The sequence below is a fragment of the Virgibacillus salexigens genome (genome assembly GCF_014905415.1).
GTDB classification, from domain to species: Bacteria; Bacillota; Bacilli; order Bacillales; family Amphibacillaceae; genus Virgibacillus; species Virgibacillus salexigens.
Window position 1 is genome coordinate 356,801 of the sequence record NZ_BNEO01000001.1, and the last position, 26,797, is coordinate 383,597.

A 26,797-nucleotide genomic window follows, 5' to 3' on the forward strand; every position below is an offset into this window, starting at 1 on the left:
ATTCATTACGTGCTTATTTAACTTATTGAATCATGGTTTCAATTAGACGAATATCAACATTTCCTCCTGACAGTACACAAACAACATTTTTGTTATGGACTGAGATTTTATTGAACATCGCTGCAGCTACCGTAACAGCACTAGAAGGCTCAATCAGCTGTTTCATTCTCTCTAATACTATCGAAAGCGCCGCTTTTATCTCCGGCTCACGAACTAACACAACATCATCAATATAATGTTGAACGATGGGAAATGTTACATGGCCAGGATGGGTTGTCCGAAGCCCATCTGCAATAGTCCTGGTTGGGGGGATACTAGTAATTTGTCCAGATTGCAAGGAAAGAAATGTATCTTGGGCTGTGTCCGGTTCTACGCCGATGATTTTAATTGACGGCTTCTTTTCCTTTATTGCTGTTAATATGCCGGAGATTAATCCACCACCACCTATTGGTACAACAACGACATCAACGTCCTCTAATTGTTCCAGGATTTCAAATCCAACGGTCCCTTGACCTGCAATTATCAATGGATCATCATATGGTGGGATGACTACTCCTTGGTTTTCTTTTGCTAATGCTTCAGCCCTTGGTAAGCGATCAGCTGATGTATAGCCACATTTTTCAATACTTCCATGGTAAGCCTTAATCGCATTCAATTTGCTTTGGTTTGCATCTTCTGGCACAACAATTGTAGCTGGAATTCCTAGTTGATTTGCAATATAGGCAACTGCTTGCCCATGATTACCTGAAGATGCAGCCGTAACAAGGGAAGCTCCATCCTTCACTGCTTGTTTGACCTTGTTTGTTGCTCCTCTAATTTTAAATGACCCAGTCTGTTGTAGATGTTCCGCCTTAAAGAACATATGATTACCAAATAACTTTGACAGCTGCGTCGAACGTAAAATCGGTGTAGAATTTATCGTATCGGCAATGGTATGTCGTGCAATTTTTATCGCTTCGAATGTGACCATCAACTTCCTCCATATCCAGTTATAATAAATGTCCAACTTTGCATCTCAATTTTTTTAAATATCCTCGGCAATTAACTGCCGAGGATCCATCTTTTACTGCTTTTTTCCAAACGATCTTGTAACAGATTGATAAACTTCATCGAGGTTTTTTTCCATACCCGCTTCCACAGCAGCTACATACGATCCTTCCACAATTGGCGCCTCAATTAATTTCAGATCATCACGACCTGTTATCTCAATCGCCATTTCTGCATTCATTTTCGCACTACCGATATCGTAAAACAGTAAAACTCCTTCACCTTGGTTGGCTTGTTCAATGGCAGCGTTGATTTTTTCAATACTTGTCCCGATCTCACCTTCGTCCGTTCCACCTGCTGTTTCAATTGGAACCTCCTTCATCACTTGACGAATGAGTTCTTTTGTTCCTTCGGCAATGTGGGAACTATGTGAGATGAGTACAATACCTACGAACGCCATATTAGTTGTCTCCTTTCCAAACATCAGCTAAAGCTTCAAATAGATAAAAAGTAGAGACAGCACCCGGATCTAGATGACCAACTGATTTTTCTTTAAAATAGGCTGCCCTGCCTTTGGTTGCCTCTAATTCTTTTACACTTTCTAATGCGGCTTGGGCTGCCTCCATCATATCTTCTGGACGAAAGTCACTTGCTTGTTGGAATGCTTCAGATATGGGCGACCACATGTCAATCATTGTTTTTTCACCCTCTGTGGCTTTCCCTCTTTGCTTTATGCCATTAACAGCTTCGGTTAAAGCTTTAGCAAATAAGTCTCTTTCGACAGTGCCTGCCCCTTTGACTGCTGTAGAGATCTTTAAAAAAGCAGTACCGTACAATGGCCCTGAAGCACCACCTACTTTTGACATTAACGTCATTGCAACATCCTTCAGTACAGCAGAAACCTCATTATATTCGGTATCATTTAATTTATTGACTACTTCTTGAAACCCTCTTGCCATATTAATTCCATGATCTCCATCACCAATAGGCTGGTCAAGTGTGGTTAATTCATCTTTTTTTGCTTGCATTTTCTCATTTGTTTGTTCCATCCATTCTACAGTTTTTAAAACATCTAATTCCATTTTATCCCTCCTACCTTCGAAATGCAGGAGCTTCAGACGGTGCATCAAGTAGTGGCTTTAATTCATCATCTAAATGCAATACCGTAATCGAGCAGCCTGCCATTTCTAATGAAGTCATATATTCCCCAATATAAGTTCGATAAACCTCTATCCCTCTATCACGAAGAATGGCTTGAACTTTCTGGTTTACTATATATAGTTCCATTTCAGGGGTAGCTCCTAAACCATTAATTAAAACAGCAACTTCATTTCCATTGGAAATATCGATATCATCAAGGATACGGTCTGTTAGTTCTTGGGCAATCGTATCCGCTGAAGCAATTGGCTTTCTTTCTATACCTGGTTCTCCGTGAATACCAATACCAATTTCCATTTCATTATCTTCTAATTGGAAACCCGGTTTGCCTGCGGCTGGAACGGTACCTGAAGTCAAGGCCATTCCCATCGATCTTACATTTGCAACTACTTTATCAGCAACTTGCTTAACCTCTGATAACGATCCACCAGCTTCTGCTTTAGCCCCAGCAATTTTATGCACGAAAACCGTCCCAGCAATCCCTCTCCTACCAGTGGTGAAGGAGCTATCCTCTACTGCAACGTCATCATTTACGATTACTTTTTCAACTTGTATCCCTTCTGCTTCTGCTAGTTCTGCAGCCATTTCAAAATTTAAGACATCCCCTGTATAGTTTTTGATGACTAAGAATACACCCTCTCCCGCATCCACTGCTTTAATACCTTCTAAAACTTGGTCCGGGGTAGGAGATGTAAACACTTCTCCAGCAACAGCTACATCAAGCATTCCCTTTCCTATATATCCCGCATGTGCAGGCTCATGTCCACTTCCTCCACCACTGACAAGACCAACCTTCCCAGTGATTGGAGCATCTTTTCTAACCACTGCTAGTGTTTCAGGTATTAATGTCACCTTGTCAGGATAAGCTGCAACAAAACCATTTACCATATCTTGTACTGCTTGATTTGGATCATTTATAATTTTCTTCATATGCACGACTCCTTTCCTTTCTTATTATTGTAATACATTTCGATTAAATACGAAAAAAAGAGGTCATTTTTACCATTTGCGATAATCATGACCCCTTTTTATATCAGTCGTATGTTTTATTTAAATACACGTGTTGCTTCAACTGCCTTCTTCCATCCTGCATATAAATCTTCACGTTGCTGGTCTTCCATGTTGTTTTCAAATGTCTTTTCAACATTCCATTGCTGTGCGATCTCATCTTTGTCCTTCCAATACCCAACAGCAAGACCTGCTAAATAAGCTGAGCCTAGAGCTGTTGTTTCTTGTACGACAGGGCGCTCCACCGGAACTCCTATAATATCACTTTGAAATTGCATCAATAAGTTATTTTTAACTGCTCCACCGTCAACACGTAGTGTTTTTAAATCAATTTCTGAATCAGCGATCATTGCATTTAACACATCTTTTGTTTGGTACGCTAGTGATTCTAATGTGGCACGAATGAAATGATCTTTTGTGGTACCACGAGTAAGACCAAACACGGCACCTCTAGCATCACTATCCCAATAAGGTGTACCTAATCCAACAAAGGCAGGAACCATATATACTCCATCCGTGCTATCAACATTACTTGCATAGCTTTCACTTTCTGGAGAATCTTGGATTAATTGAAGCCCATCGCGAAGCCATTGAATCGCAGATCCCGCTACAAAGATACTTCCTTCAAGTGCATATTCTACTTTTCCGTCTACTCCCCATGCAAGTGTCGTCAAAAGACCATTTTCGGAATTAACGCCTTCTTCACCTGTATTCATCAACATAAAGCAACCCGTACCGTAAGTATTTTTAGCCATTCCCTTTTCGAAACATGCCTGACCAAATAACGCTGCTTGTTGGTCACCAGCTATTCCAGCAACCGGGATTTCTTCACCAAAGAAATGGTAAGATACCGTATGTGCATAAACCTCCGAAGATTGTTTTACCTCGGGTAACATACTCTTAGGTACAGTGAGAATTTCTAGTAGCTCATCGTCCCATTTCAAATCATAAATATTAAACATTAATGTACGGGAAGCATTTGAATAATCAGTGATATGCGTAGTTCCACCAGAAAGTCGATAAACTAACCAACTGTCAATTGTGCCGAACATAAGGTCACCATTATCGGCTTTTTCTCTTGCTCCTTCTACGTTATCTAAGATCCATTTAACCTTTGTACCAGAGAAGTATGGATCAATTAATAAACCTGTTTTTTCTCTAAATAGATCATTGTATCCAGCTTCTCTTAACTCTTTACAGATAGCTTCTGTCTGACGCGATTGCCATACAATTGCTTTATAAATAGGTTTACCAGTATGTTTATCCCAAACAACTGCTGTTTCTCGTTGATTGGTAATACCGATACCCGCAATTTGATTTGCTTCTAAATCTGCCTTGCGTAGCACCTCAGCAATACACGCAAGTACGGAGGTCCAGATTTCATTTGCATCATGCTCTACCCAGCCAGGATATGGGAAGAATTGCTCAAATTCCTTCTGAGCTGTCTCTACAATTTCACCATTTTGGTTAAAGATGATCGCACGAGAGCTTGTAGTACCCTGGTCAATTGACAAAATGTATTGTTTACTCATCACTATCTCCTCCTTAAACAGCCTTATTATTTATTTTATCAGAAACCGTTTGCGATTTCTTTAATTCCATACTAGCAGCGCTTACAATTAATATAGCCATGATAACACTTGTAATCCAAAAACCTACTGTAAAATCACCCATGAAAAATGCATTATAAAAGAACGCACCATAGACGCCTCCTAGTATTGGACCTAAAACTGGTATCCATGCATATCCCCAATCAGAGCCACCTTTTCCGGGAATTGGTAGAATCGCATGAGCAATTCGTGGACCTAAATCACGAGCAGGGTTAATTGCATAACCGGTTGCTCCACCTAAGGACATCCCAATCGCAATAATTAATACCCCTACAATAATTGGGTTTAACCCTTCTGTGAATTCGTTTGCACCAATGAATAAAAGACCCATCACTAGTACAAATGTACCTACAATTTCACTTAATAAATTTGAAAAAGGACTACGTATTGCCGGATCAGTTGCAAATACACCTAATTTTGCTGCTTGATCATCCGTTTTCTTCCAGTGCGGTAAGTAATTTAAGAAAACAATTGCCGCCCCAATAATTGCGCCTATCATTTGTGCAGTTATATACATTGGTACTTTTGACCATGGAAATTCTCCTATTGCTGCAAAGCCTAACGTAACTGCTGGGTTAATATGAGCTGGTGAATAATTACCAACCGCATATACACCTAATGCAACCGCGAGTCCCCAGCCAATGGTTACGACTATCCAACCAGCACCTTCTGCTTTTGATGACTTTAAGGAAACGCCTCCAACAACTCCGCCCCCAAAGATAACTAGAATCATCGTGCCGATTAGTTCTGCTAGAAATTCAGACTCAGCCATGTATAACACCCCTTATTTTATTTTCTCAATGCTAACTATGTTTTAAAAAAACGTTTACATCTCCAACATATGATTGATGGTATGCAAAAAGACCCGCACTTTAAATGATATACTCCCCCCAAGGAAGATACGATTAAAGTGTGGGTCTCCTATTCTCCGCCACATAATTAACTTGTAAACTAATCATACTTTAGTATGCAAACGCTGTCAAGATTTAAATAATATTCTAAATTTTCCATCCTAATCGAATGTGCTTTCTGATCACGTTTGGAAAAAAAAACCATAGTCATTTTACCCAGCTTATTTTCTATTTCGAGCTTTTCCGTGAAACAAAATCATTTTTCGATATTTCCCGGGTAATAATATTGTCCTACTTTAGCATTTAGACCAATCTATTATTTATTCTGGTTGGAAAATCAACAAATTACCTTGTGATTGCGAAAGTGTTGTTTCATGATAACTGCCATGAACCCAATCTGTTAATTGATCATGATACCAATCACTTTTGAAATGACCAGACTGTCCTGGGCCCACTATATGATACCCTTTTTTTGGTTCTTCCATATCGACAACAAAACGCCAAGAAGCTCCATGATTCACGATACCTGTCTCTGTTTTGTAGGCAGCAGCCATAGGTGTTACTTTGCTCCCTCCAACAGGTAAAGGGGCTTCATTATTGAAAAAGAATTCTAGTACTGGATTGATTTCAGATAATGGATGACGGAAAGAGACTTGATGATAATCTCCCCACTGCCAATCATTCATCTTCTTTCCAAAGTCATTTTCAAGTTTATTCAATGAATTTGTTAGTGCATCCTTTACTACCTGCTGTAATCCACCTGCGTTCTCTACCCATATTGCATCTTTTCCTTCAACAGATTTTCGAATTAGCTCATCTGTTGTTTGACCGCGCGAACCAAATAAATCCATCATATTATCTGGTATATCTTGATAGATAATTGCTTCTAATTCATTCATCCAATGATGGAAGATTAATGGTTGTACTGCTGTTGCTTCATCATGGTAATCCCATTTTTTCATGACATTGACCGCTTGTTTTTCTTTTTCTGAAATGTTCATATTACGCAATATCGATAAAAAAACAGGGACAAACTCTTCTGCTTGCATGTTCTTTGTATCCATTTGCAAATCTTGCATATCACGAACGGTTAATGCATTACTAGATTCTAATACTTCTGCTATTCGTTCATACCGATATGGTTGTGCCCAAACATTACTTATATGGTAAGGATAATCTTCTGTTGTAATTTTGTTATTTGCTGTAGCAATATAACCTTTCGCAGGGTTTACAATACGTGGTAATTGTTCAAAAGGGATATACCCTTTCCATTCACTTTCTTTCTCCCACCCTGGTAATGGTAATAACGCATCAGTCCCATCCTGATAGATTGGTATGTTTCCATTTGCCTTATAAGCAATGGTTCCATTTTTCTGTGCAAACACAAAATTTTGCGCAGGTACGAGAAACTTTTCAAGCCCTTTTTCAAAAGAAGACCAGTCACTTGCCCGGTTTATTTCAAGAATGGCTTCCAATTCTGTGGTAGGTTCGAGTGCTGTCCACCTTAAAGATAGCATTGTATCTTTTCCGCTTTCTTCAGCGAATTCAGAGATAATTGGCCCATGCCTCGTTTCTACTACATGATAATCTAGTGTTTCCTCATTTTTTACTTTAATCGGTTCTTCTATAACCGTTGCCTTTTCCCATTTCCCTTCATAGTAAAATTGATTTTCCCTCTCAGGATGCTGTTTTTCTAAATACAATTGCTGTACATCTGGGCCTGTATTTGTAACCCCCCATGCAATGGTATCGTTATGACCTAAAATAATTCCAGGAACACCTGCAAATATAACACCACTTACATGATTCGTATCTGATTCCAATTGCATCTGTAACCATATAGATGGGGTAGCTAATCCTAAATGAGGATCATCTGCAAGTAACGGTAATCCGGATGCTGTTTTATCCCCACTTACTACCCAGTTATTACTTCCATTAAAAGCAGGGGGGATAATCGCCTTATCAAAGCTTTCTGGTATCGATACATACGGTTCTTCCATAATTACTGGCTTCTCTTCAGGATAATCAGGAAATAGTTCATACGCTTTATTTTCCGGATAGTTTTGTAATAAGTAGTAGTTGAATGCTTGTCTTTCCCAATGCCCGCCTAAATCAAACGCCATATACTTCCCAATGGTTAATGAATCTATTGGTGTCCATGCTTCTGGTTTTATTCCCATTAAGGTAAATTCAATCGGCAGACGGTTGGTCCGTATTGCTTCATCCACGTAGGCATTTACGCCATCGGAAAAGTATTGTAATACCTGCTTTGCTTGTTCGCTATAAATGTCGTAGGATTTGGTAGCTGCCCTTCTTAGACCCAATGTTCGAAAATATTTATCTTGATCAATCGCTGCTTCTCCTACTACTTCACTTAATGTGCCAGATGCTTGTCTTCTCGACATCTCCATTTGGAACAACCGATACTGTGCCTGAACATATCCTTGTGCTACGTACAAATCATGATCATTCGCAGCTTTAATATGTGGAACACCATTTTCATCCGTTATTACCTGTACTTGTTCTTTCAGGATTGGTAAGTTGATCGTACCATTCACTTGTTCAACAGATCGTCCAATGAATGCGTTTACAATAAGGATCAAACTACCGATCGTTAGCAATAAAATGCCACTAGTAATGAAGGCAAATTTTTTCTTCTTTCTTTCCTGCCTATGTGGCTGTTTATCAAATACACGTTCTTCCATGTTCCCCCTCCTATATTCTTCGAAGACAAATCCATCTTTTTCTCTAATCAATATCTTCTTATTTCGGCAAATCCTTATGGTTTTCCTCTTAAAGGCTGCCTCCAAGCAACAGATTTTTTAATTTGTCTGCATTGATAGGAGATTATCAGATTCGAAATAGTATTTTGTTCATAAAATACTATTCTTGTCTGAAAGGAATGGATACCATTATCATAGCAAATAAAATATGGGTGACTCCTGCGGAATCAGCACGAGTCCGAAGATCCAATCCGGTAAGCGATTTTTGCTTACCGAAGTTAACTGTGTCCGTAACCGCGGAAAGCAGCCCATATTTCAGTTTGCCATTTAAACAATAAAAGATTATTCAACTTGGGAGTTACTCACTACTTAAGCTATATCCGCGCCTTAACACCTTTTATTCACTCACTGTTACGTTATATTTCCGCAGCCAATAATCAATTTGACAGAGATGGGCAATAAGTTGGGGGCCCTTCATTAGTTGACCATACCAAGGGTCTTTGAATTCTTTCCCTTCACTTTGTAAAATCGCTTCAACCTTTTCACGCTTAAGAAACTCAAATAACCGTGCTTCTTTATCATCTAAAATCTCTTGCATCCATGTCGTTACTGCTTGCGTATATTCGGGTTGAAAGGTTTTCGGATATGGGCTTTTTTTACGATATAGCACGTCATGAGGTAAAATCCCTTCCATTGCCTTTCGTAAGATGCCTTTTTCTCTTCCTTCCGCCATTTTCATATCCCAAGGAATATTCCATACATATTCAACCAATTTATGGTCTGCATACGGCACTCGTACCTCAAGACTGGCTCCCATACTCATACGATCCTTACGATCTAGTAATTGGGCCATAAACCAGTGCATATTTAAATAAAACAATTCTCTTCTTCTCGCGTCCGTATCATTCTCGCCATGTAACTGAGGTGTTTCACGAATCGTTTCTTGGTAACGATCAAATACATAGTTTTTTAAGTCTAGCTTTTCTTGCCATTCGGGGTGCAATAGATGAATTCGCGAGTCAAGGGAGCGCATCCACGGAAATCCTGATCCTGCTTCCTTTGAAGGATCATGAAACCAAGGATAACCTCCAAAGATTTCATCAGCACATTCCCCAGAGAGACTCACCGTCGTATGCTTTTTTATCCGCCTGCAAAACCAAAGCATCGATGAATCAATATCAGCCATGCCTGGCTGATCACGTAGATCAACGGATTCTTTTAAATGATCTGCTAACTCCTTCCCTGTGATTATTTCATTATGGTGATCTGTTGCAAAAGCCGCAGCCATCTTATCAACCCAGGGCTGATCCATCGATGGTTGAAATTTACTTGCTTGGAAATGCTCTGCATTGCCTTCATAATCAATGGAGAAGGTAATCAAAGGAGCATTTCCTTGCTTTGTAAAATAATTGGATGCAATCGCTGTAATTGCACTGGAATCTAAGCCCCCAGATAGAAATGTAGATACAGGCACATCTGCTACGAGTTGACGCTGAACCGCGTCGACAAACAGCTCTCTTACCTTATTTGTAGTATCCGCTAGTGAATCGGTATGCGGATGGCTTTCCACATTCCAATATCGCCATACCTTTAATCCATGTATAGAAAAGGTAAGCGCATGGCCAGCACGAAGTTCTTTCATACTTTTAAAGATACCATGCCCAGGTGTTCGTGATGGTCCTAACCCAAACACTTCCGCTAGGCCAGAACGGTCTACTTCTGCTTTCACATCGTTATGTGCTAAAATTGCTTTTAACTCTGAACCAAAGATAAACTGCTTCCCCTGCGTCAGGTAAAATAGTGGCTTTACGCCAAGCCGATCTCTCGCCATATATAGTTGATTCTTTTGTCCATCCCAAATACCAAACGCATAAATGCCGTTTAGATAATCTACACATGTTTCTTTCCACTCCATATAAGCAGTTAACAATACTTCCGTATCAGAAGTAGTTGCAAAGCGATACCCCTTTGTCAGCAGTTCTTTTCTAAGCTCATCCGTATTATACAACTCTCCATTATAAGTAATGGTATACGTATAACCATCTTTCGCCTTCTGCATTGGCTGTTTTCCACCTTCTAAGTCAACAACAGAAAGACGCTTATGTCCAAAGGCAATATGCTGATCCATCCAACAATTTGTATCATCCGGCCCCCGTAATGACAACGTTTCTGTCATATCTTGAAGCATTTGTTTATTCGCTCGAACATCGCTTCCCCAGTCTACATAACCCGTGATCCCGCACAAATATCGTCACCCTCTCTAAGTTGCATAAATAGCCTACGCAGCATTTTATGCAGAAACAGTTGTAAATATGACAGATTCACCATCTATTACTATATGATTGCATGTCTAGCAGTATTACTATTTTATTTGGTTCTAGTTAAAGTTGATCGAATAGCAAGCCGGATTCATGAAAAGGAAGCCCCTGGTCAGAGGCTTCCTTTTCAACTAGATTTATTCTGCTTTCATTGGTTCTTCTTGGGTAACAGCAATCTCATGTAATCCACTCCATTCAAAAGCAATTGAATAGTTTTGGACACGATTGTTAACCGGTACTAATTCGGAACGATAAAGGGTTGGGAATACTGGAATTTCTTCAACCATTAGTTTTTGCCACTCATTATAAACTTCTTTACGATGTTCCACATCAAAGGATGCTTCAGAAATTCCTTCTTCAATTAACTTATCATTTTCCTCACTTGCATAACGTGAGAAATTAAAAATGGCATCACGGCCGTATAATCCGGCTGGATTCACATCATTCCCAACGCTCCAAGCCCCCTGGAAGATGTCTACTTTTGGATCGTCATCGCCATTTTGTCCGACACGATCATAGAAGGTATTGAATTCTTGTAAGCGCCCATCCAATAGTTGGACATTCAGACCTACCTTTTTCCATGATTGAATATAATAGTTTGCTAATGGCTCTGCAGTGTCCCCACCTGACATGGAGGCGAAATTAATTACTAATTCTTCCCCTTCCGGATTTTCACGCATACCATCGCCATTCACATCTTCGTAACCGGCCTCATCTAAAATTTCCTTTGCTTTCTCTGGGTCATAAGCTAAACCCGGATTCTCGGAATCATGGAATTCTGGGTGAGATGGCGGAATTAATGTAGTTGCATTCCAGCGAAGTCCATTATAGAACTGTTCACCAACGGCATTATTATCCACAGCATGCCACATCGCTTTACGTAGGTTAACATCCGCCATTTTCATATTAGGATCAGGTTTCACTTGTTTCTTCTCTTTATCCCATGTACCTAACTTAAAGCCAATATACGTATAAGCCATATCGATCTGTCCTAAGAATTCAACATTGGACATTTCTGCATTGTCCGGATATTGATCAACTGGAAAACTGTCAACGGTATCAACTTTTCCTGTTTCTAATGCTTGCACTACTGTGGTCGGATTAATTACTGATAGAGTAACTTTATCTAGCTTTGGCTCCCCTTGCCAATAATCCTCATTTTTCGTATAAACAACCGATTCACCTGGTGTAATGGTTTCGACTTTAAATGGACCAAATCCAATCGGATGTTCTCTTACTTCAGGTGATTCAGCCATTTTTGCAACTGGAATATCTTCAAAGATATGCTTTGGCATCGCATATGGCCAAATTCCACCAGTTAGAAGCGAAGGTGTCGCTTCTTTGTAAGTAATTTTTAATGTTTTTTCATCAACTACCTCAATACCGGAAATGCTGTCAGCTTCCCCATTATGGTAAGCTTCCATTCCTTCTACATTCGTGAAGTCCTCTCCATAACGAACGCCATTATAATCCGGGTGACCAATTACTTCATAAGAGAAAGCCCAGTCTTCTGCAGTAACTGGTTCGCCATCATGCCAATTGACATTATCACGAATCGTAAATGTGAATACTCTGCCATCCTCAGATGTTTCAAATGTCGCAGCGCCATCTTGGGTATACATAAAATTCTCATCATCTGCTAATAAAGGTTCATCAAACCATTCAATCACCTCTGCATCATATGTTCCTGAATAGAAGTTCCAGTTTAATGTACCTTCAAACGCTGTATCGGTAACGAGGCCAAATTTTAAGTGACCACCGTCAATTGCTTCTCCTTCATTTGTTTTCTCCGCACTAAAATCATCAATCGAATATAATTTCTTTCCACTATCTTCTGATTTATTGGAATCAGATCCACCACTATCTCCCTCTGCTTCTCCCTCCTCAGATCCGCCACTGCATGCCGCTAAAGCAAGCAGCAAAACTAGCAACAGTGCGAGAAGTGCTTTGCTCCAACTTGTCTTTCTCATCCTTATAACCTCCCCTTTTTTGTCTTTCTTGTTGCGTCAACAAAGATGTTGACAGCATTTATACTTAACATCTGATGATGCAAGTAACAATTAGTAAACTGTATTACTAAATGATCGGATTTATGCTTACCCTCTCCGCTGTCTTGCGTCAGTAGCACGCTTTAATGCTTCCCCTACGTTTCGAACAGCCAACATCAGTAAGAAGATAAGAACTGCTGCTGGTACCCAGACCCACCAGTGAAACTCCAATGTTTGTGGATTTCTTGCATAGCCTAGTAGTGTTCCAAGACTTGGTGTTGTTTCCGGGAAACCAAATCCTAAAAAGGAAAGCCCAGACTCTAGGCCGATATTGGCGGCCAGATTTAACGTCATCGTTACAATAATAAGCGAGCTAAGATTTGGTAACACTTGGGTAAACATAATTTTAAAATTAGATGTTCCTAATGTTTTAGAAGCCTGTGCATAATCCAATTCTCTTTCTTGCAATGCTTTCGAGCGAATGAGGCGGGCAATTCCCATCCACAGAAAAGCAGTCATGATCAAGGAAAAGGACCATATGCTGTACTTCGGTACAATTGCAACAAAAACAATAACAATCATTAAGAATGGTAGAATTAAGAAAAAATCAACAATCCGCATCATAATATTATCGACGGTTCCCCCATAGTAGCCAGAAACCAGTCCATAAACGACGCCGATAACACCGGTCATTAGTGTAACGAGAATACCTATCGATAATGAGTTCCTCGTCCCAATAATTAACTGTCCAAAGATATCCCTTCCCCCGTAATCAGTACCTAGCCAAAATTGTTCAGATGGCGCTTCATTGATTGCAAATAAATCGACGGTTACGATTTCTGATTGTTCCAAAAACATTGAAATACCATATACAAACCCAGTTGTTCCAACAAGAAAAATGAGTGATATAAGCGCTACTTTATCCCTTACAATTTCCCTCCAAATAATGCTCCATGTAGAAGGGGTTTTTACTTCCGTGTCTGTTTGAGCCGTATCAACATGTGCATTGGCCATTTGAATCACCTCCATGTTTATCAAGTTATTATTTAATACGAATACGAGGATCCACAAGACTTAGAATGATATCTGAAAGTAGCGCTCCTAGAATGGAAGCTATCCCAAATAACAGAACAACTGCGGTTACCACACTGTAATCACGCTGCAATACAGAATCCATAAATAATAGTCCCATTCCTGGATAACTATAGATCGTCTCGATAAACACTGTTCCCCCAATTAAACCGGTAATTTCAAAGCCAAAATACGCAGCGATTGGCAAAAGCGAATTTCGTAAAATATGGCGGTTATAAACACGTGATTCAGAGGCCCCTTTTGCTCTTGCAGTGACAATAAAATCTTTTTGCTTTGTATCAATAATTTCACTGCGTAAATACTGGACCGTATTAACCGTTGTAATTAATGCCATCGATAAGCCTGGCAATAATAAATGTTGAAATTTGCTGAGCGCATATTCAAATGTTCCTGGTTCTAATCCTGGTGCTACACTTCCACCTGTTGGGAACCATCCCAACTGAAATCCCCCAACCCAAAGCATAACAAGTGCAAAGATAAATAATGGGGTTGCGAAACCGATATACGTATAGCCAGTAATTAGCTGGTCGCGCATTGTATCATTATAGCGGCCGCTCGTAATACCAAGTGGAATTGCGATGATATAAGTAAAAATAAGGGTAACTAACCCTAACCAAAAGGAATTTATCAGGCGCTGTTCTACTAAATCAGTGACAGGCATCTTGAAACGAAACGATTGTCCTAGGTCTCCCTGTAATGCCGAAGATATCCAATCACCGTATTGGATATACCACGGGTCATTTAACCCCATTTTCTCTCGTTGCTCTTCAATAGCAGCCGGGTCAATATTTGGATCAATTAACCCGGTTAATGCGTCACCTGGCATCATTTGTGCCATAACAAATACTAAAATACTAAGTAAAACAATTTGCGGCAATGTAATTAAAAGTCGTCGAACGATAAATTTCCACATATTATACTCAACCTTTCTCTGGCAAAGCTACGAGATGTGAATCAGAAATGTTCCGTAATCTATAAGCCAAGCCCTCATTATCAAAGTAGTCGTTATAATATTGTTGATATTCCATTTGCACTTCATCACGCAAATGTTTCTGCTTTTGGCGATTCTGTGGGTCAATATCAGGAATAGCTGCCACCAGACGTTTTGTATAAATATGTTGCGGGTTATTAAATATGTCTTGCTTCGTACCTTCTTCTACGTAACGACCTTTATACATAATGCCAATATCATCACACATGTGTTTGACAATCCCTAAATCATGACTGATGAATAAGTAAGTTAAATTTAATTCTTTTTGAATTTCCTGCATAAAATTCAAAACTTGTGCTTGTACCGAAACATCTAATGCCGACACCGGCTCATCAGCAATAATCAGTTTTGGTTTTAAGGCAATTGCTCGAGCAATACCAATTCGTTGTCGCTGTCCACCAGAAAACTCATGGGGATATTTCAATATACTTTCAGGGTTTAAGCCAACTTGTTCTAATAATTCTTGCACCCGTAGCTTTTCTTCAATTTTAGTTAGCTTTTCATAGTTTCGCAGAGGCTCTGCAACAATATCTAGCACGCGTTTTTTTGCATTTAATGAAGAATAAGGGTCCTGAAAGATCATTTGAATGTCTTTTCGAACATGCTGGGTTTTACTTTTCTTGCTAGTTAAATCTTTCCCTTCAAACATAACCTGGCCCGATGTAATATGATTTAATCCAATAATTGCTCTTCCAGTGGTTGTTTTTCCAGAACCAGATTCACCAACGAGACCATATGTTTTCCCTTCTTCAATTGAAAAGGACACACCATCAACCGCTCTAATTGCCCCAATTTTTCGATTTAGAATACCGCCCCTAATCGGAAAATGTACCTTCAAATCGTTCACTTCAAGAAATCCCATCCGCCTGCTCCTCCTTCTTCTTTTCATCTGGGAAGTAAAATTGATTATGGCATGTACAGCGAACAAAGTGCCCAGGCTTTATTTCATGTAATTCTGGATTCGTTTCGTGAGCAGAAGTGTCTATCCATGGAATACGGGCAGCGAACCGGCAACCCTCCCGAGGTAATTTATGTAATGGAGGTACAATGCCTTGAATAACATGTAGTTTATCGTTTCCTCCATCTATATTTGGTATTGAATGCAATAAAGACCTTGTATAAGGATGCCTTGGATTAGCGAACAATGTATGAACATCAGCGATTTCTACGATTTGACCAGCATACATGACAGCTACACGATCGGCCATTTCTGCAACAACACCCAAATCATGTGTAATTAAAACAATTCCAGCATTCATGTTTTCTTTCAAATCATTAATTAAATCAAGTATCTGCGCTTGAATGGTTACATCCAATGCTGTTGTGGGTTCATCTGCAATAAGAAGTTCAGGATCATTTGCAATTGCAATCGCAATGATGACACGTTGCCTCATTCCTCCAGATAATTCATGGGGGAATTGATCACATGTATGTTCAGGACGTGGAATCCCTACTTGATTTAATAAATCTATTACTTTCTCTCTACGTTTCTTCTTCGAGAGATTCTTATGATGGAGTAAAAGTGTTTCAGCAATTTGTTCTTCTATTGTCATTAACGGGTTTAGTGCTGTTAGTGGGTCTTGAAAGATCATAGCCATATCATCGCCACGCAGCTTATTCAGCTTATTGGCTGGCAGATTGGCAAGATCATGATCCTTAAAATAGATATTCCCTTCTATTTTTGCGCGATTATGTAATCCCATGACCGAAAATGCTAACGCACTTTTTCCTGATCCAGATTCTCCGACAATGGCCAATACCTCATTCTTATTTACAGTTAGTGATACATCATCCACTGCCGCATAATAATCATCGCGAATGCGAAAAGATGTCTTCAGGTTTTTAATTTCTAATAATGCGTTGTTCAAATTAATCCCCCTAGTCTTGTTTTATATTCATTTGTATAGTTATCCCTAGGCCAACAATGAACGAAACTTCAGAAAATTTATCTTAAAATAAAAATAATACCCTATTATATTTAATTATTCTGATATTTCTAAACTTATTACTCACTTTAACGACACACCCTCAAAAAAATGGCGTGTTCATCGAATATAAATTATTTATTGAGAATATTATCAATGTTAATATATTGTGATTATATGGGAATGTTTTCGAAAAAGCAATATTATTTTCAATATTTCATAGATAATCCGGTCTATATTCTGACGAAAATTGTCAGACAAAAGTCATTAATATCTAGTTATATCAACGTTCTACGCCTCTAAAGCTAGTATATTTAATAGATAAATAATTTGTCGATTTATGCAGGTATTTTTTCTTAGTTTTTTCCCTTTTCACATGGTGAAATTCTTAATGTAAAAGAAAGTTTCCCAAATTGATCTTACTACAAGAATTATGCCATAATATATCTTACTAATCGGATAAGAATTATATTAGGAGGATCGGAATGAATTTATCCCAATTAAAAACAGCGGAAGAACGATTACAAGCGTTAGAAACAACGGTTAAACCATTCACGGAACGAGGCGCAAAGCATGATCAAGCAAATACTTTCCCTCACGACAATTTTAATGATTTAAAACAAATTGGCTACCCTGCATTAACCATTCCTTCCAAATATGGCGGAAAGGGAATATCTTTAACAGAATTAATAAAGTCGCAAGAAATTATTGCAAGAGCAGATGGGCCAACAGCCCTAGGTATTGGCTGGCATATGGGGATTACCAAACACCTTGGTGAAAATGAGATTTGGGAATCAACCAAGTATCAAGCTTTCGCTAATGATGTTATTCAAACTGGTGCCTTACTAAATAATGCTGCTTCCGAACGTGCTACCGGAAGTCCTACACGTGGAGGCAGACCAGAAACAACAGCAAAACAAACTTCACATGGTTGGGTTATTCACGGTCGTAAAACATTTACAACATTAGCACCAGTTCTAACCTATTTCGTAGTTAGTGCATCGATTGAAGGTACAACAAAAACTGGCAACTTTTTAGTAAAGCGTGACCGTCCTGGTGTTTCCATTGATGAAACATGGGACTCTATTGCAATGAAAGGTACGGGCAGTCACGATCTTGTTCTAAATCACGTTTCTTTAGATAAAAGTGACTATGTGGAAGAGCTCACACCTGGAAAAAAAGCAGCTGCAGGCTGGCTCCTTCATATACCTGCTTGTTATTTAGGAATTGCTCGGGCAGCTCAGAAGTATGCATTGCAGTTTGCTACAAGCTACTCACCAAATAGTATTTAAGGAACCATCTCTGATTTACCAAATGTTAAACAAAAACTAGGGGAAATGGAACTTCAACTAATGGAGAGTGAACAATTTCTTTACGGAACAACCGAGCAATGGGATCATGGAACAGCATCCAAACGCACTGACATGCAACCTTTACTAGGGGCAGTGAAATTATCTGTAGTGAATAAAGCCATTGAAGTGGTTGATTTGGCTATGCGAGTTGTTGGCGCACGCAGCCTTTCCAACAGTAATCCACTTCAGCGTTATTATCGTGACGTAAGAGCAGGATTGCATAATCCACCAATGGATGACATGACAATAATAAAACTTGCTGACACTAGTTTAAAAGACCTTAATGATTAATCTCATTCTTTGAAAATAATGCATTGTTGTATTTTGATAAGCTATCGATACGAAGACCAAAGTAACTTATTCCTATAATCATCCGAACGATTCCATTCAAATCCGTTCGGGTGATTTGGTTACATAAAACAGGTTCTACCATCACTCCGTCAACATACTTCGCTTTCAGTTTCCTTGCCCCGGTAAGGGTATCCCAATGTGGCCCACAAAGGATGAGTTTCGTTGGCCCTCATTAGAACACATTCCTTCGAGATCTTCAACTCTTGCTGTTCCCATGTTCCCACAGGAGTCTGAGTCTACGTAGGTTGATTGTACGTATATTAGCTTTTATTTCATTCCTGGCTTAGTTGTGTTTCTGCCTCTCTTTTTATACTTCCTCAATAATTAGTAAAAATTTTACAAAACGAAATATATTTGAAATAGAAATGTAAGATTATAATTAGCCTATTTAAGGGTAATAATATATAAGATTCCTATGTTTAAGGTTAGGATTAGGAAGTATCTTCCAAGTACAAGGGGTGTTACGATGAAAGGTATTATTTTAGCAGGTGGAAGTGGAAGTAGATTATCTCCAAGCACAGATAGTATTAATAAGCATTTACTTGCAGTTTATGACAAACCAATGATTTACTATCCGTTATCGGTTCTAATGCTTGGAGGAATGAAGGACATTATGATTATTAGCACGCCCGAGGATAAACCGAGATTTGAAGCTTTATTAGGAGATGGATCATCGCTTGGAATTACATTAACCTATAGCGAACAAAAAGATCCCAATGGTATTCCTGAAGCTTTAACTTTATCGGAAGATTTTGTTGGTGATGATGATGTGACATTAATTCTTGGCGATAATATTTTCTATGGTCAAGGATTTACAACATTACTTCGCAATGCAATAAAGCATCATAAATATGCGACTATTTTTGGTTATCGCGTCAAAGATCCACGTCGGTTTGGTGTAGTAGAATTTGACCACCGACAAAAAGCTATAACGTTAGAAGAAAAACCAAATGATCCAAGATCTGATTTTGCCGTCACTGGCCTTTATATCTATGATAATCAAGCTGTGAAACTAGCAAAGAAATTAAAACCATCTGCACGAGGGGAACTAGAGATTACTGATCTAAATAGAGCGTATTTAAAACGTGGACAATTAGATGTTGAACTTCTTGGCAGAGGTTTTGCTTGGATGGATGCAGGCACCCATGAATCATTATTTGACGCAGCTGAATTTGTTAAAATCACACAACAACGCCAAGGATTTAAACTTGCATGTCTTGAAGAAATTGCCTATTACCTTGGTTATATCTCTAGAGAAGCATTATATAACAAGGGAAAATCAATGGAGAAAAACGATTATGGAACGTATCTCCTAGAAATAGCGGATCGCAAGCATACACAACAATATTGGGATTCCATTGATCGTAATCCAATGCTAGGACTGGTTGAATGATGAAAACAAACGAAACTACCATTTTAATTACCGGTGGTGCGGGGTTTATTGGTTCTAATTTTATCCCTCATTTTATGAATAAACATCCAAATTATAAAATTATTAACCTAGATAACCTTACGTATGCTGGTAATCCATTACATTTAACAGAAGTCAGTAATTTATCTAACTACCATTTTATCCATGGCGATATTGCAGACGAACAACTAGTTACCGACATATTCGAGCGTTATGACATCCATGGTGTAATTCATTTTGCAGCTGAATCACATGTTGATCGATCTATTAATGATGCAAAACAATTTATCCACACCAATGTTATGGGCACAATGGTTTTACTACAGATTGCTAAAAATAATTGGGAACAGAAGCACGAATTACACAACCGAAGATTTCACCATATCTCAACAGATGAAGTGTACGGATCACTTGGTAAAATGGGTAAATTTACAGAAGCAACACCTTATAACCCCAGAAATCCATATAGTGCGTCCAAAGCTGGTTCAAATATGCTAGCAAAAAGCTTTGGATATACGTATGGAATGAATGTCATCGTAACAAGTAGTTCAAATAATTATGGTCCGAAACAGCATCAGGAAAAATTAATTCCCACGATTATTCGAAAAGCTCTAAACGGAGAAGCAATACCAATTTATGGTGATGGCTCCAATATTCGTGATTGGATCTATGTATTGGATCATTGTAAAGCACTTGACCTTGTCTACCACCATGGCCAATCATTAGAAAAATATAATATTGGGGGCTCTAATGAACAATCTAATATTGCAATTGCGCAGCAGATTTGTAGCATCTTAGATGAACTTGTTCCGGAGTTAAAAACGGAGCACGGGATTTCTAGGTATGAAGAACTTATCACCTTCACAAAAGATCGGCTTGGACATGATCAACGCTACGCCGTCGATGATCAAAAACTACGCACAGAATTGGGCTGGCAACCTGTGGAAGAATTCCATACAGGTCTTCAGAAAACAGTAGAATGGTACGTTAATCAATGGTCGAGAACAAAAACCCATTAATTTCTGTTGTTATTCCGGTCTATGGTTGCCAAAAATGTCTACATGAACTATGCAACCGAATCAAATCGACAATAGAAGCAATTCCAGCCCAATACGAAATAATTCTAGTTAATGATGCTAGTCCGGATAACGCTTGGCCAACCATTAAAGCATTAAGCAATGAAGATAAACAAATACGCGGGTTTAATCTAGCTCGTAACTTTGGTCAACACCACGCAATCACAGCAGGTTTAGATTATACTAATGGAGACTTTATTGTCGTCATGGATTGTGATTTGCAAGACCGACCAGAAGAGATAAAAAAATTATATGAGAAAGCATTAGAAGGCTATGAAGTCGTTTTTGGAAAACGAATGGAACGAAAAGACACTTGGTTTAAGCGAATTTCATCAAGAGCCTTCTATCGAATCTATGATTATTTTACTGGAGGAGCTTCTGATCATACGGTGGCCAATTACAGCATGGTAACCAAAAAAGTAGTGGAAGGATATCGCCACATGCGAGAACAGAATCGTTTCTTCCCATTATTCCTACAATGGATGGGGTTTGAAAGTACTTCTATTGCTATTGAACATGATGCACGTAAAGAAGGGAAGTCTTCCTACAATTTAAAGAAATTGATTACACTTGCCACCGATGCTATTATTTCACAATCCAATAAGCCTTTAAGGCTATCTATTCAATTCGGATTCCTTATTTCATCCGTGTCATTTATTTATGGCATGTACTTATTTGGCAGGTATTTTTTCCTTGCTGAACCAGTACAAGGTTGGACCAGTGTAATGGTATCTATTTATTTCATCGGTGGATTGATTTTTTTTAATTTTGGTATTCTAGGATTGTATATTGGGAAAATCTTTAACGAGACGAAAGATCGACCGCTCTATTTGATAAAAGATACGACAGACAAGGAAGAAAATCAAACGAACAAACGGAGCTGATAGAATGAACACATTTTTGAAACCAACCCCTTGGGATAAACGGAACTTTCATATTAATACCTATGAGCTTACAAGTGCTTCAGAGGAAGCCCTACAAGAGACAAATCAAATCGAGGGGCATTTTACATTAAAGATTGATCCTACCGTCAATACAGAGAAGTTGCATAAATATGGGTTTTACTATACAGATACGTTAATGGAACCAGTATGTAAAAAAGATAGATTACAATTATTTGAGCAAGAAGGTATCGAACTTTCTAGAGAATATGATAAAACACATATATTAGAAATCGCTGGAGATGTTTTTACGAATGGACGTTTTCATCGCGACTTTCATATCCCTAACTTCATGGCCGATCATCGCTATAAAAACTGGGTAAATGACCTCATTCAAGCGGACAAAATTGTCGCGCTAATTTATGAGAATCATTTAGCTGGGTTCTTTGCCTATGAAGGAGATAAAGTCTTGCTCTTAGCAATGGATAAATCCTACCGAGGAAAAGGTCTTGCTAAGTCGTTTACAAGCCATTGTGTCGCAGAATTATTTCGTATAGGTAATTATGATGAGGTACGTACATCGATCTCCCCTTCTAATTCGGCATCGTTAAATGTGTTCATTTCTTTAGGATTCCGATTAAATGGAGCAGTCGATGTCTATCATAAATTAAATGGTACGTTACCAGTAGGAGTGTAACCATGGGTTATCTATATATTTTAGGAACCATTGGATTCACGGTGTATGGTCAATTAATTCTAAAATGGAAAATTGACCAATATGGTAGTCTGCCAGATGCCTTCATGGATAAAGTTATCTTCTTACTTCAATTATTACTAAATCCGTGGATTCTATCTGGATTATTCTCTGCTTTTCTAGCAGCGCTGTGTTGGATGGCGGCGATGACAAAGTTCGATATTAGCTATGCCTACCCTTTCATGAGTCTTTCTTTTGTGCTCGTGTTTATCCTATCTGCGCTTTTCTTCGGGGAACCAGTATCTGCACAAAAAATTATAGGATTTTCCCTCGTAATTGTAGGTATAATTATAATGAGGTGATAGGATGATTCCGTTTAATAAACCTTGCGTGATTGGTTCTGAGATACACGCAATTCAACAGGTTATAACCGCTGATAAACTATCTGGGAATGGAGAATTTGGGAAGAAGTGTATGAAGTGGCTGGAAGAACAGCTAACATGTGAGAAGGCATTACTTACCCCCTCTTGTACTGCCGCACTAGAGTTGACGGCATTACTAACAGATATACAACCAGGTGATGAAGTAGTCATGCCTTCTTATACATTTGTATCAACGGCGAATGCCTTTGTACTACGTGGCGCTTCCATTCGATTTGTTGATATTGAGCCATCAACAATGAATATTGATCCACAAGCTATCGAAAGAGCGATTACCGAACATACGAAAGCAATTGTGGTTGTTCATTATGCTGGTGTAGGCTGTGATATGGATACCGTTTTAACCATAGCAAACAACCATAATTTATGGGTGATTGAAGATGCTGCCCAGGGCTTAATGAGTACGTATAAAGGCGAATCACTAGGTACAATTGGCCACCTAGGCACGATTAGCTTTCATGATACAAAGAATTATACTTGTGGCGAAGGCGGGGCATTACTGATTAATGACGCTTCCCTTATTGAACGAGCAGAAATGATTCAGGAAAAGGGAACAAATCGCTCCCAATTTATTCGTGGAGAAATTGACAAATATACGTGGAGGGATGTAGGTTCTTCCTACTTATTAAGTGAATTAAATGCAGCTTATTTATCCGTACAGTTCCAGCACGCGAACGAAATTAATCAGAATCGACGACACAGTTGGGCTCAATACAACCATGGATTGATGAATTTACAACTAGATGGTGCAATTGAATTACCAACCATTCCTAATGTATGCGAACATAATGCACATATGTATTATATTAAATTGGAAAATGAAATGGAAAGAAACCAATTACGACAATTTTTAAAGCAAAACCATATTACCGCAGCTACACATTATGTGCCTTTGCACACTGCACATGCTGGCAAACAATTCGGTTTATTTGTTGGAGAGGATAGGTATACAACAACGGAAAGTGATCGCTTATTGCGGTTACCGCTTTATTATGGAATAGGAGAAGAGGCAATAAATGATGTGGTCAACAAAATACAGCAATACTTCCAATCCTAAACTATGGGTAGGCATTGCTTGTTTCGTCATCATCGCCTACCTCATGCCTTACTTTATATTAGGGGAAGATACTCATATTCGTGTCCATGACAATTTAGATTCGAATATTGTATGGTATCAATTACTTGCAGAAAGCGGACAAATTTTTAGTTTAACGGACACAGTACTTCCTAACGCGATTAACGGCTTACCAAGAAGTGCTCTACCATCTGGATTAGATGCAATGGTTTGGTTATACGCCATTTTTGAACCAATGACGGCATACACGATTGGACAAACCATTATGCGGTTTACAGCTTTCTTCGGTATGTACTTCTTACTAAAGCATTTTACCTCGTTTGGGAAAGAGATACCAATCATTACGGTTGGGGCCTCGTTAGGCTTTGCGCTTTTGCCATATTGGCCATCCGGTATGCTATCCATTGCTGGATTACCACTAGCATTATTTCTTTTCCTAACGATTCGGAAATATGGGAAAGCAACACCGTGGTATTATTGGCTAACGTTACTGGTTATTCCATTTTTATCTAACTTTGTTTTAACCTTCGTTTTCTTTTTAGCCATGATGGGAGTATTTTGGCTTCTCGATTGGCTTCGCAGGAAGCACGTGAATTGGCCATTTTTTATTGCAATTGCAGCCATGACAAGTGTTTATGTAATTAAAAACTACCTATTAATTACTTCGATGTTTTTTAGTTCTGGGTTTACTTCTCATCGTGATGCGTTAGATTTAGGTCATAATTCTTTCCAGCGAAGTATTGAATTATCATTGGAGAACTTCCTCCATGGTCATACCCATGATATGGCACAACATTATTGGATTATTTTTCCGGTTATTGGTATCGCCTTAATTGTTGCTGGTTATCGGAATGTAAAACCAAACTGGCTTGTCGGGTTATTTTTCTTTAATTTACTGCTTTCTATCTGGTATGCGTTCTGGTATTGGGAAGGTTGGCGTATTGTTAAAGATAACTTTATGATAGCCAATACCTTTAACTTTGCACGAATACATTTTTTTGATCCGGCAATCTGGTATATTTGTTTTGCTTTGGCATTGGCTATCTTTTGGAAACATTTACGATTTGGCAGGGTAATTACCATTATTTTAATAATTGCGCAATGTGGGTTGGTTTTATTTCCGTTAAACGAAGAAACCAAATATAATTTAATTGGAACACCCACATTTAAGGAATTTTATTCAGAAGATTTATTTGACGACATCCAGTCCTATATTGGTCAAGACCCTAAAGATTATCGAGTGGTAAGCATCGGAATGCATCCGACTATCGCTCAATACAACGGGTTCTATACGCTGGATACATACAATAATAGTTTTCCATTATCGTATAAACATACGTTTCGAGAAGTTATCGCAGGTGAGCTCGATAAAAACCCATCATTAGAAAATTATTTCGATACGTGGGGTGGCAGATTGTATATGTATGTTGCTGAACATGGCGAGAACTATCTCTATACAAAGCATCGTAATGATCCAATTGAACAACTGGATATTAATACGGAAGCATTAAAGGATCTTGGCGGAGATTATATTCTGTCGGCTGTTCCTATTGGTAATGCAGAGGAATTAAATCTCACGTTAGAGCGTACATTCGAACAATCTGACGCTGCTTGGAAAATCTGGCTTTACCGTGTAGATTAATGGAATCGCGCGAGTCAATAAGACTTGCGCGATTGTTGTATAAAATCAGACACCTGAATCATCCTTAACAGCACAGCTACTCGTAGTGGGCCCAATGATTAACTTTGCTGGAATACGTTCATTTACAATTTGACTTTCCCCGCTATACATCGCTAATAACCGTTGGGTGGCAAGTTTTCCTAGTTCATTTTCATTCTGTTTCAAATGTGTGAAGTTCCATTCAATCGTATTCCATGGTGGACTATCAAAACAAATAATGGACATATCATTAGGTACCTCTATGCTTAATTCTGTTAAGGCGACTTTTGCTAATACTGCTATTTTATATTCTAAAGCAAACAATGCCGTTATATCCTGATGTTTTCGAATAAAATGTTTAATAACCTTAATATCTTCTTCCTTCGCTGCCAGTGGTGTTGGCAACGTACTTTTTAAATCATAACACCATATTTTTCGATTAACACGTAACTGTTTTTCTGAAAAAGCTTCGACAATTCCATGTAACCTGTCATCTATAGTAGTTGTCTTAAAATAATATGGCATTAGAACACCAATTTCTTGATGCCCTTTATTAATTAAATAGTCTATCCCTTTTTTAGCCGCTGCTTTATTATCCGTTGATACAGAATTAGCAGCTATCCCCTTAAATGATCTATCAATCAAAATGAATGGGAATTTATTTATAACCATTTTCAAGATTTCTGAACTATAATGTTCAGCTTTAGCTGGAAATACTATTAAACCTTCGATCCCATCGTCTAATAATTCTTTAACTAGCTTCTCCTCATTTTCCGGAATGCCAAATGAACATTTTAATATAAAATGACATTTATCCCTCGATCCTTCTACAATTGATGTAATAAGGCCACTACCAAAACTGTCATCAAAAGCAGTTACGATTAAACCAAATAACGGTTTGCCCTCACTTTCAGCATGTGAACTTCTAGTTTCCATCTGATTGGAATCTTTAACGAAAGAGCCTCTTCCTCTTTTTCGGTAGATAAAACCTTCTTCCGCTAACTTCTCTAACGCTTTTTTACTAGTGATTCTACTAACTTGAAATGTAGTTGCTAGCTCTTTTTCCGATGGTACTTGATCTCCAGTTTTATATCGTTCGGATACAATATCTTTTTTAAGAGATTCATAAACTTGTTCATATAATGGTTTCATTTGTTCACCTCAACTAATAATTGTCCACATATATAACCGTTTCCTCATCGAAAT

24 protein-coding genes are annotated in these 26,797 nt (G+C 38.5%); 9 read left to right on the forward strand and 15 right to left on the reverse strand.

Going from position 1 to position 26,797, the window contains the following annotated elements:
* Positions 1 to 22 precede the first annotated feature (22 nt).
* The 13 genes from JKP73_RS01785 to JKP73_RS01845 all read right to left on the reverse strand — a co-directional run bounded on the left by JKP73_RS01785 (position 23) and on the right by JKP73_RS01845 (position 16,594).
* Positions 23 to 970 (reverse strand): threonine ammonia-lyase, encoded by a 948-nt coding sequence (locus JKP73_RS01785; protein ID WP_160806641.1) that lies wholly within the window; start codon positions 968 to 970, stop codon positions 23 to 25.
* A gap of 93 nt (positions 971 to 1,063) precedes the next feature.
* Positions 1,064 to 1,447: a dihydroxyacetone kinase phosphoryl donor subunit DhaM gene (dhaM, locus tag JKP73_RS01790; RefSeq protein ID WP_021289219.1), complete on the reverse strand. Its 384-nt coding sequence runs from the start codon at positions 1,445 to 1,447 to the stop codon at positions 1,064 to 1,066.
* Position 1,448: 1 nt separating this feature from the next.
* Complete coding sequence (gene dhaL / locus JKP73_RS01795) at positions 1,449 to 2,069, reverse strand: dihydroxyacetone kinase subunit DhaL (protein ID WP_021289220.1); 621 nt, start codon at positions 2,067 to 2,069, stop codon at positions 1,449 to 1,451.
* Positions 2,070 to 2,079: 10 nt separating this feature from the next.
* Positions 2,080 to 3,075, reverse strand: a complete 996-nt coding sequence (gene dhaK / locus JKP73_RS01800) for a dihydroxyacetone kinase subunit DhaK (RefSeq protein ID WP_200410827.1) — start codon at positions 3,073 to 3,075, stop codon at positions 2,080 to 2,082.
* A gap of 116 nt (positions 3,076 to 3,191) precedes the next feature.
* A complete protein-coding gene (gene glpK, locus JKP73_RS01805) occupies positions 3,192 to 4,685 on the reverse strand; it encodes a glycerol kinase GlpK (protein ID WP_021289222.1) in 1,494 nt (497 codons plus the stop codon).
* 13 nt (positions 4,686 to 4,698) lie between these two features.
* On the reverse strand, positions 4,699 to 5,535 hold the full coding sequence (locus tag JKP73_RS01810; RefSeq protein ID WP_021289223.1) for an MIP/aquaporin family protein: 837 nt from the start codon (positions 5,533 to 5,535) through the stop codon (positions 4,699 to 4,701).
* A 399-nt stretch (positions 5,536 to 5,934) separates the two neighbouring features.
* Entirely contained in the window at positions 5,935 to 8,319 is a 2,385-nt protein-coding gene (locus tag JKP73_RS01815) for a penicillin acylase family protein (protein ID WP_200410828.1), read from the reverse strand.
* Between the two features lie 415 nt (positions 8,320 to 8,734).
* Positions 8,735 to 10,582, reverse strand: coding sequence for an asparagine synthase (glutamine-hydrolyzing) (asnB, locus tag JKP73_RS01820; protein WP_200410829.1), 1,848 nt, complete (start codon positions 10,580 to 10,582; stop codon positions 8,735 to 8,737).
* Positions 10,583 to 10,792: 210 nt separating this feature from the next.
* Positions 10,793 to 12,625 carry an oligopeptide ABC transporter substrate-binding protein gene (gene opp4A / locus JKP73_RS01825; RefSeq protein WP_021289227.1) on the reverse strand — a complete coding sequence of 611 codons (1,833 nt, stop codon included), beginning with the start codon at positions 12,623 to 12,625 and terminating at the stop codon, positions 10,793 to 10,795.
* A gap of 126 nt (positions 12,626 to 12,751) precedes the next feature.
* The gene (locus JKP73_RS01830) at positions 12,752 to 13,657 is read right to left on the reverse strand and encodes an ABC transporter permease (RefSeq protein ID WP_200410830.1); all 906 of its coding nucleotides are present in this window, start codon (positions 13,655 to 13,657) and stop codon (positions 12,752 to 12,754) included.
* A gap of 28 nt (positions 13,658 to 13,685) precedes the next feature.
* Positions 13,686 to 14,648, reverse strand: coding sequence for an oligopeptide ABC transporter permease (gene opp4B, locus JKP73_RS01835; RefSeq protein WP_200410831.1), 963 nt, complete (start codon positions 14,646 to 14,648; stop codon positions 13,686 to 13,688).
* A gap of 7 nt (positions 14,649 to 14,655) precedes the next feature.
* Positions 14,656 to 15,588, reverse strand: a complete 933-nt coding sequence (locus tag JKP73_RS01840) for an ABC transporter ATP-binding protein (protein ID WP_021289230.1) — start codon at positions 15,586 to 15,588, stop codon at positions 14,656 to 14,658.
* The gene (locus tag JKP73_RS01845) at positions 15,575 to 16,594 is read right to left on the reverse strand and encodes an ABC transporter ATP-binding protein (protein ID WP_160806646.1); all 1,020 of its coding nucleotides are present in this window, start codon (positions 16,592 to 16,594) and stop codon (positions 15,575 to 15,577) included. Before JKP73_RS01845 ends, JKP73_RS01840 begins: the two co-directional genes overlap by 14 nt.
* Positions 16,595 to 17,136: 542 nt before the next feature.
* On the opposite strand from JKP73_RS01845, the gene JKP73_RS01850 reads away from it, so the two are divergent.
* Positions 17,137 to 17,943 carry an acyl-CoA dehydrogenase family protein gene (locus JKP73_RS01850; protein ID WP_438874660.1) on the forward strand — a complete coding sequence of 269 codons (807 nt, stop codon included), beginning with the start codon at positions 17,137 to 17,139 and terminating at the stop codon, positions 17,941 to 17,943.
* A 6-nt stretch (positions 17,944 to 17,949) separates the two neighbouring features.
* Complete coding sequence (locus JKP73_RS23705; protein WP_438874666.1) at positions 17,950 to 18,294, forward strand: acyl-CoA dehydrogenase family protein; 345 nt, start codon at positions 17,950 to 17,952, stop codon at positions 18,292 to 18,294.
* Here JKP73_RS23705 and JKP73_RS01855 read toward each other — a convergent pair.
* Positions 18,284 to 18,436: a hypothetical protein gene (locus tag JKP73_RS01855; protein WP_200410832.1), complete on the reverse strand. Its 153-nt coding sequence runs from the start codon at positions 18,434 to 18,436 to the stop codon at positions 18,284 to 18,286. The two genes, JKP73_RS23705 and JKP73_RS01855, sit on opposite strands and share 11 nt — an antisense overlap.
* Positions 18,437 to 18,820: 384 nt before the next feature.
* Here JKP73_RS01855 and rfbA point away from each other — a divergent pair, with 384 nt between their 5' ends.
* The 7 genes from rfbA to JKP73_RS01890 are packed head-to-tail and all read left to right on the forward strand — an operon-like array spanning position 18,821 to position 25,573.
* Complete coding sequence (gene rfbA / locus JKP73_RS01860) at positions 18,821 to 19,747, forward strand: glucose-1-phosphate thymidylyltransferase RfbA (RefSeq protein ID WP_038242855.1); 927 nt, start codon at positions 18,821 to 18,823, stop codon at positions 19,745 to 19,747.
* Entirely contained in the window at positions 19,744 to 20,784 is a 1,041-nt protein-coding gene (gene rfbB / locus JKP73_RS01865) for a dTDP-glucose 4,6-dehydratase (RefSeq protein WP_308436474.1), read from the forward strand. Before rfbA ends, rfbB begins: the two co-directional genes overlap by 4 nt.
* Positions 20,760 to 21,725 carry a glycosyltransferase family 2 protein gene (locus JKP73_RS01870; protein WP_021289235.1) on the forward strand — a complete coding sequence of 322 codons (966 nt, stop codon included), beginning with the start codon at positions 20,760 to 20,762 and terminating at the stop codon, positions 21,723 to 21,725. Before rfbB ends, JKP73_RS01870 begins: the two co-directional genes overlap by 25 nt.
* Before the next feature lie 4 nt (positions 21,726 to 21,729).
* The gene (locus tag JKP73_RS01875; RefSeq protein WP_021289236.1) at positions 21,730 to 22,419 is read left to right on the forward strand and encodes a GNAT family N-acetyltransferase; all 690 of its coding nucleotides are present in this window, start codon (positions 21,730 to 21,732) and stop codon (positions 22,417 to 22,419) included.
* Positions 22,420 to 22,421: 2 nt separating this feature from the next.
* The gene (locus JKP73_RS01880; RefSeq protein WP_021289237.1) at positions 22,422 to 22,778 is read left to right on the forward strand and encodes an EamA family transporter; all 357 of its coding nucleotides are present in this window, start codon (positions 22,422 to 22,424) and stop codon (positions 22,776 to 22,778) included.
* Positions 22,779 to 22,782: 4 nt separating this feature from the next.
* Positions 22,783 to 23,913, forward strand: coding sequence for a dTDP-4-amino-4,6-dideoxygalactose transaminase (gene rffA / locus JKP73_RS01885; RefSeq protein WP_021289238.1), 1,131 nt, complete (start codon positions 22,783 to 22,785; stop codon positions 23,911 to 23,913).
* Complete coding sequence (locus tag JKP73_RS01890) at positions 23,873 to 25,573, forward strand: DUF6044 family protein (protein ID WP_306465031.1); 1,701 nt, start codon at positions 23,873 to 23,875, stop codon at positions 25,571 to 25,573. Before rffA ends, JKP73_RS01890 begins: the two co-directional genes overlap by 41 nt.
* Positions 25,574 to 25,618: 45 nt before the next feature.
* Here the strand turns inward: JKP73_RS01890 and JKP73_RS01895 are convergent, their stop codons facing one another.
* On the reverse strand, positions 25,619 to 26,743 hold the full coding sequence (locus JKP73_RS01895; protein ID WP_200410833.1) for a GntR family transcriptional regulator: 1,125 nt from the start codon (positions 26,741 to 26,743) through the stop codon (positions 25,619 to 25,621).
* Positions 26,744 to 26,797: the final 54 nt, after the last annotated feature.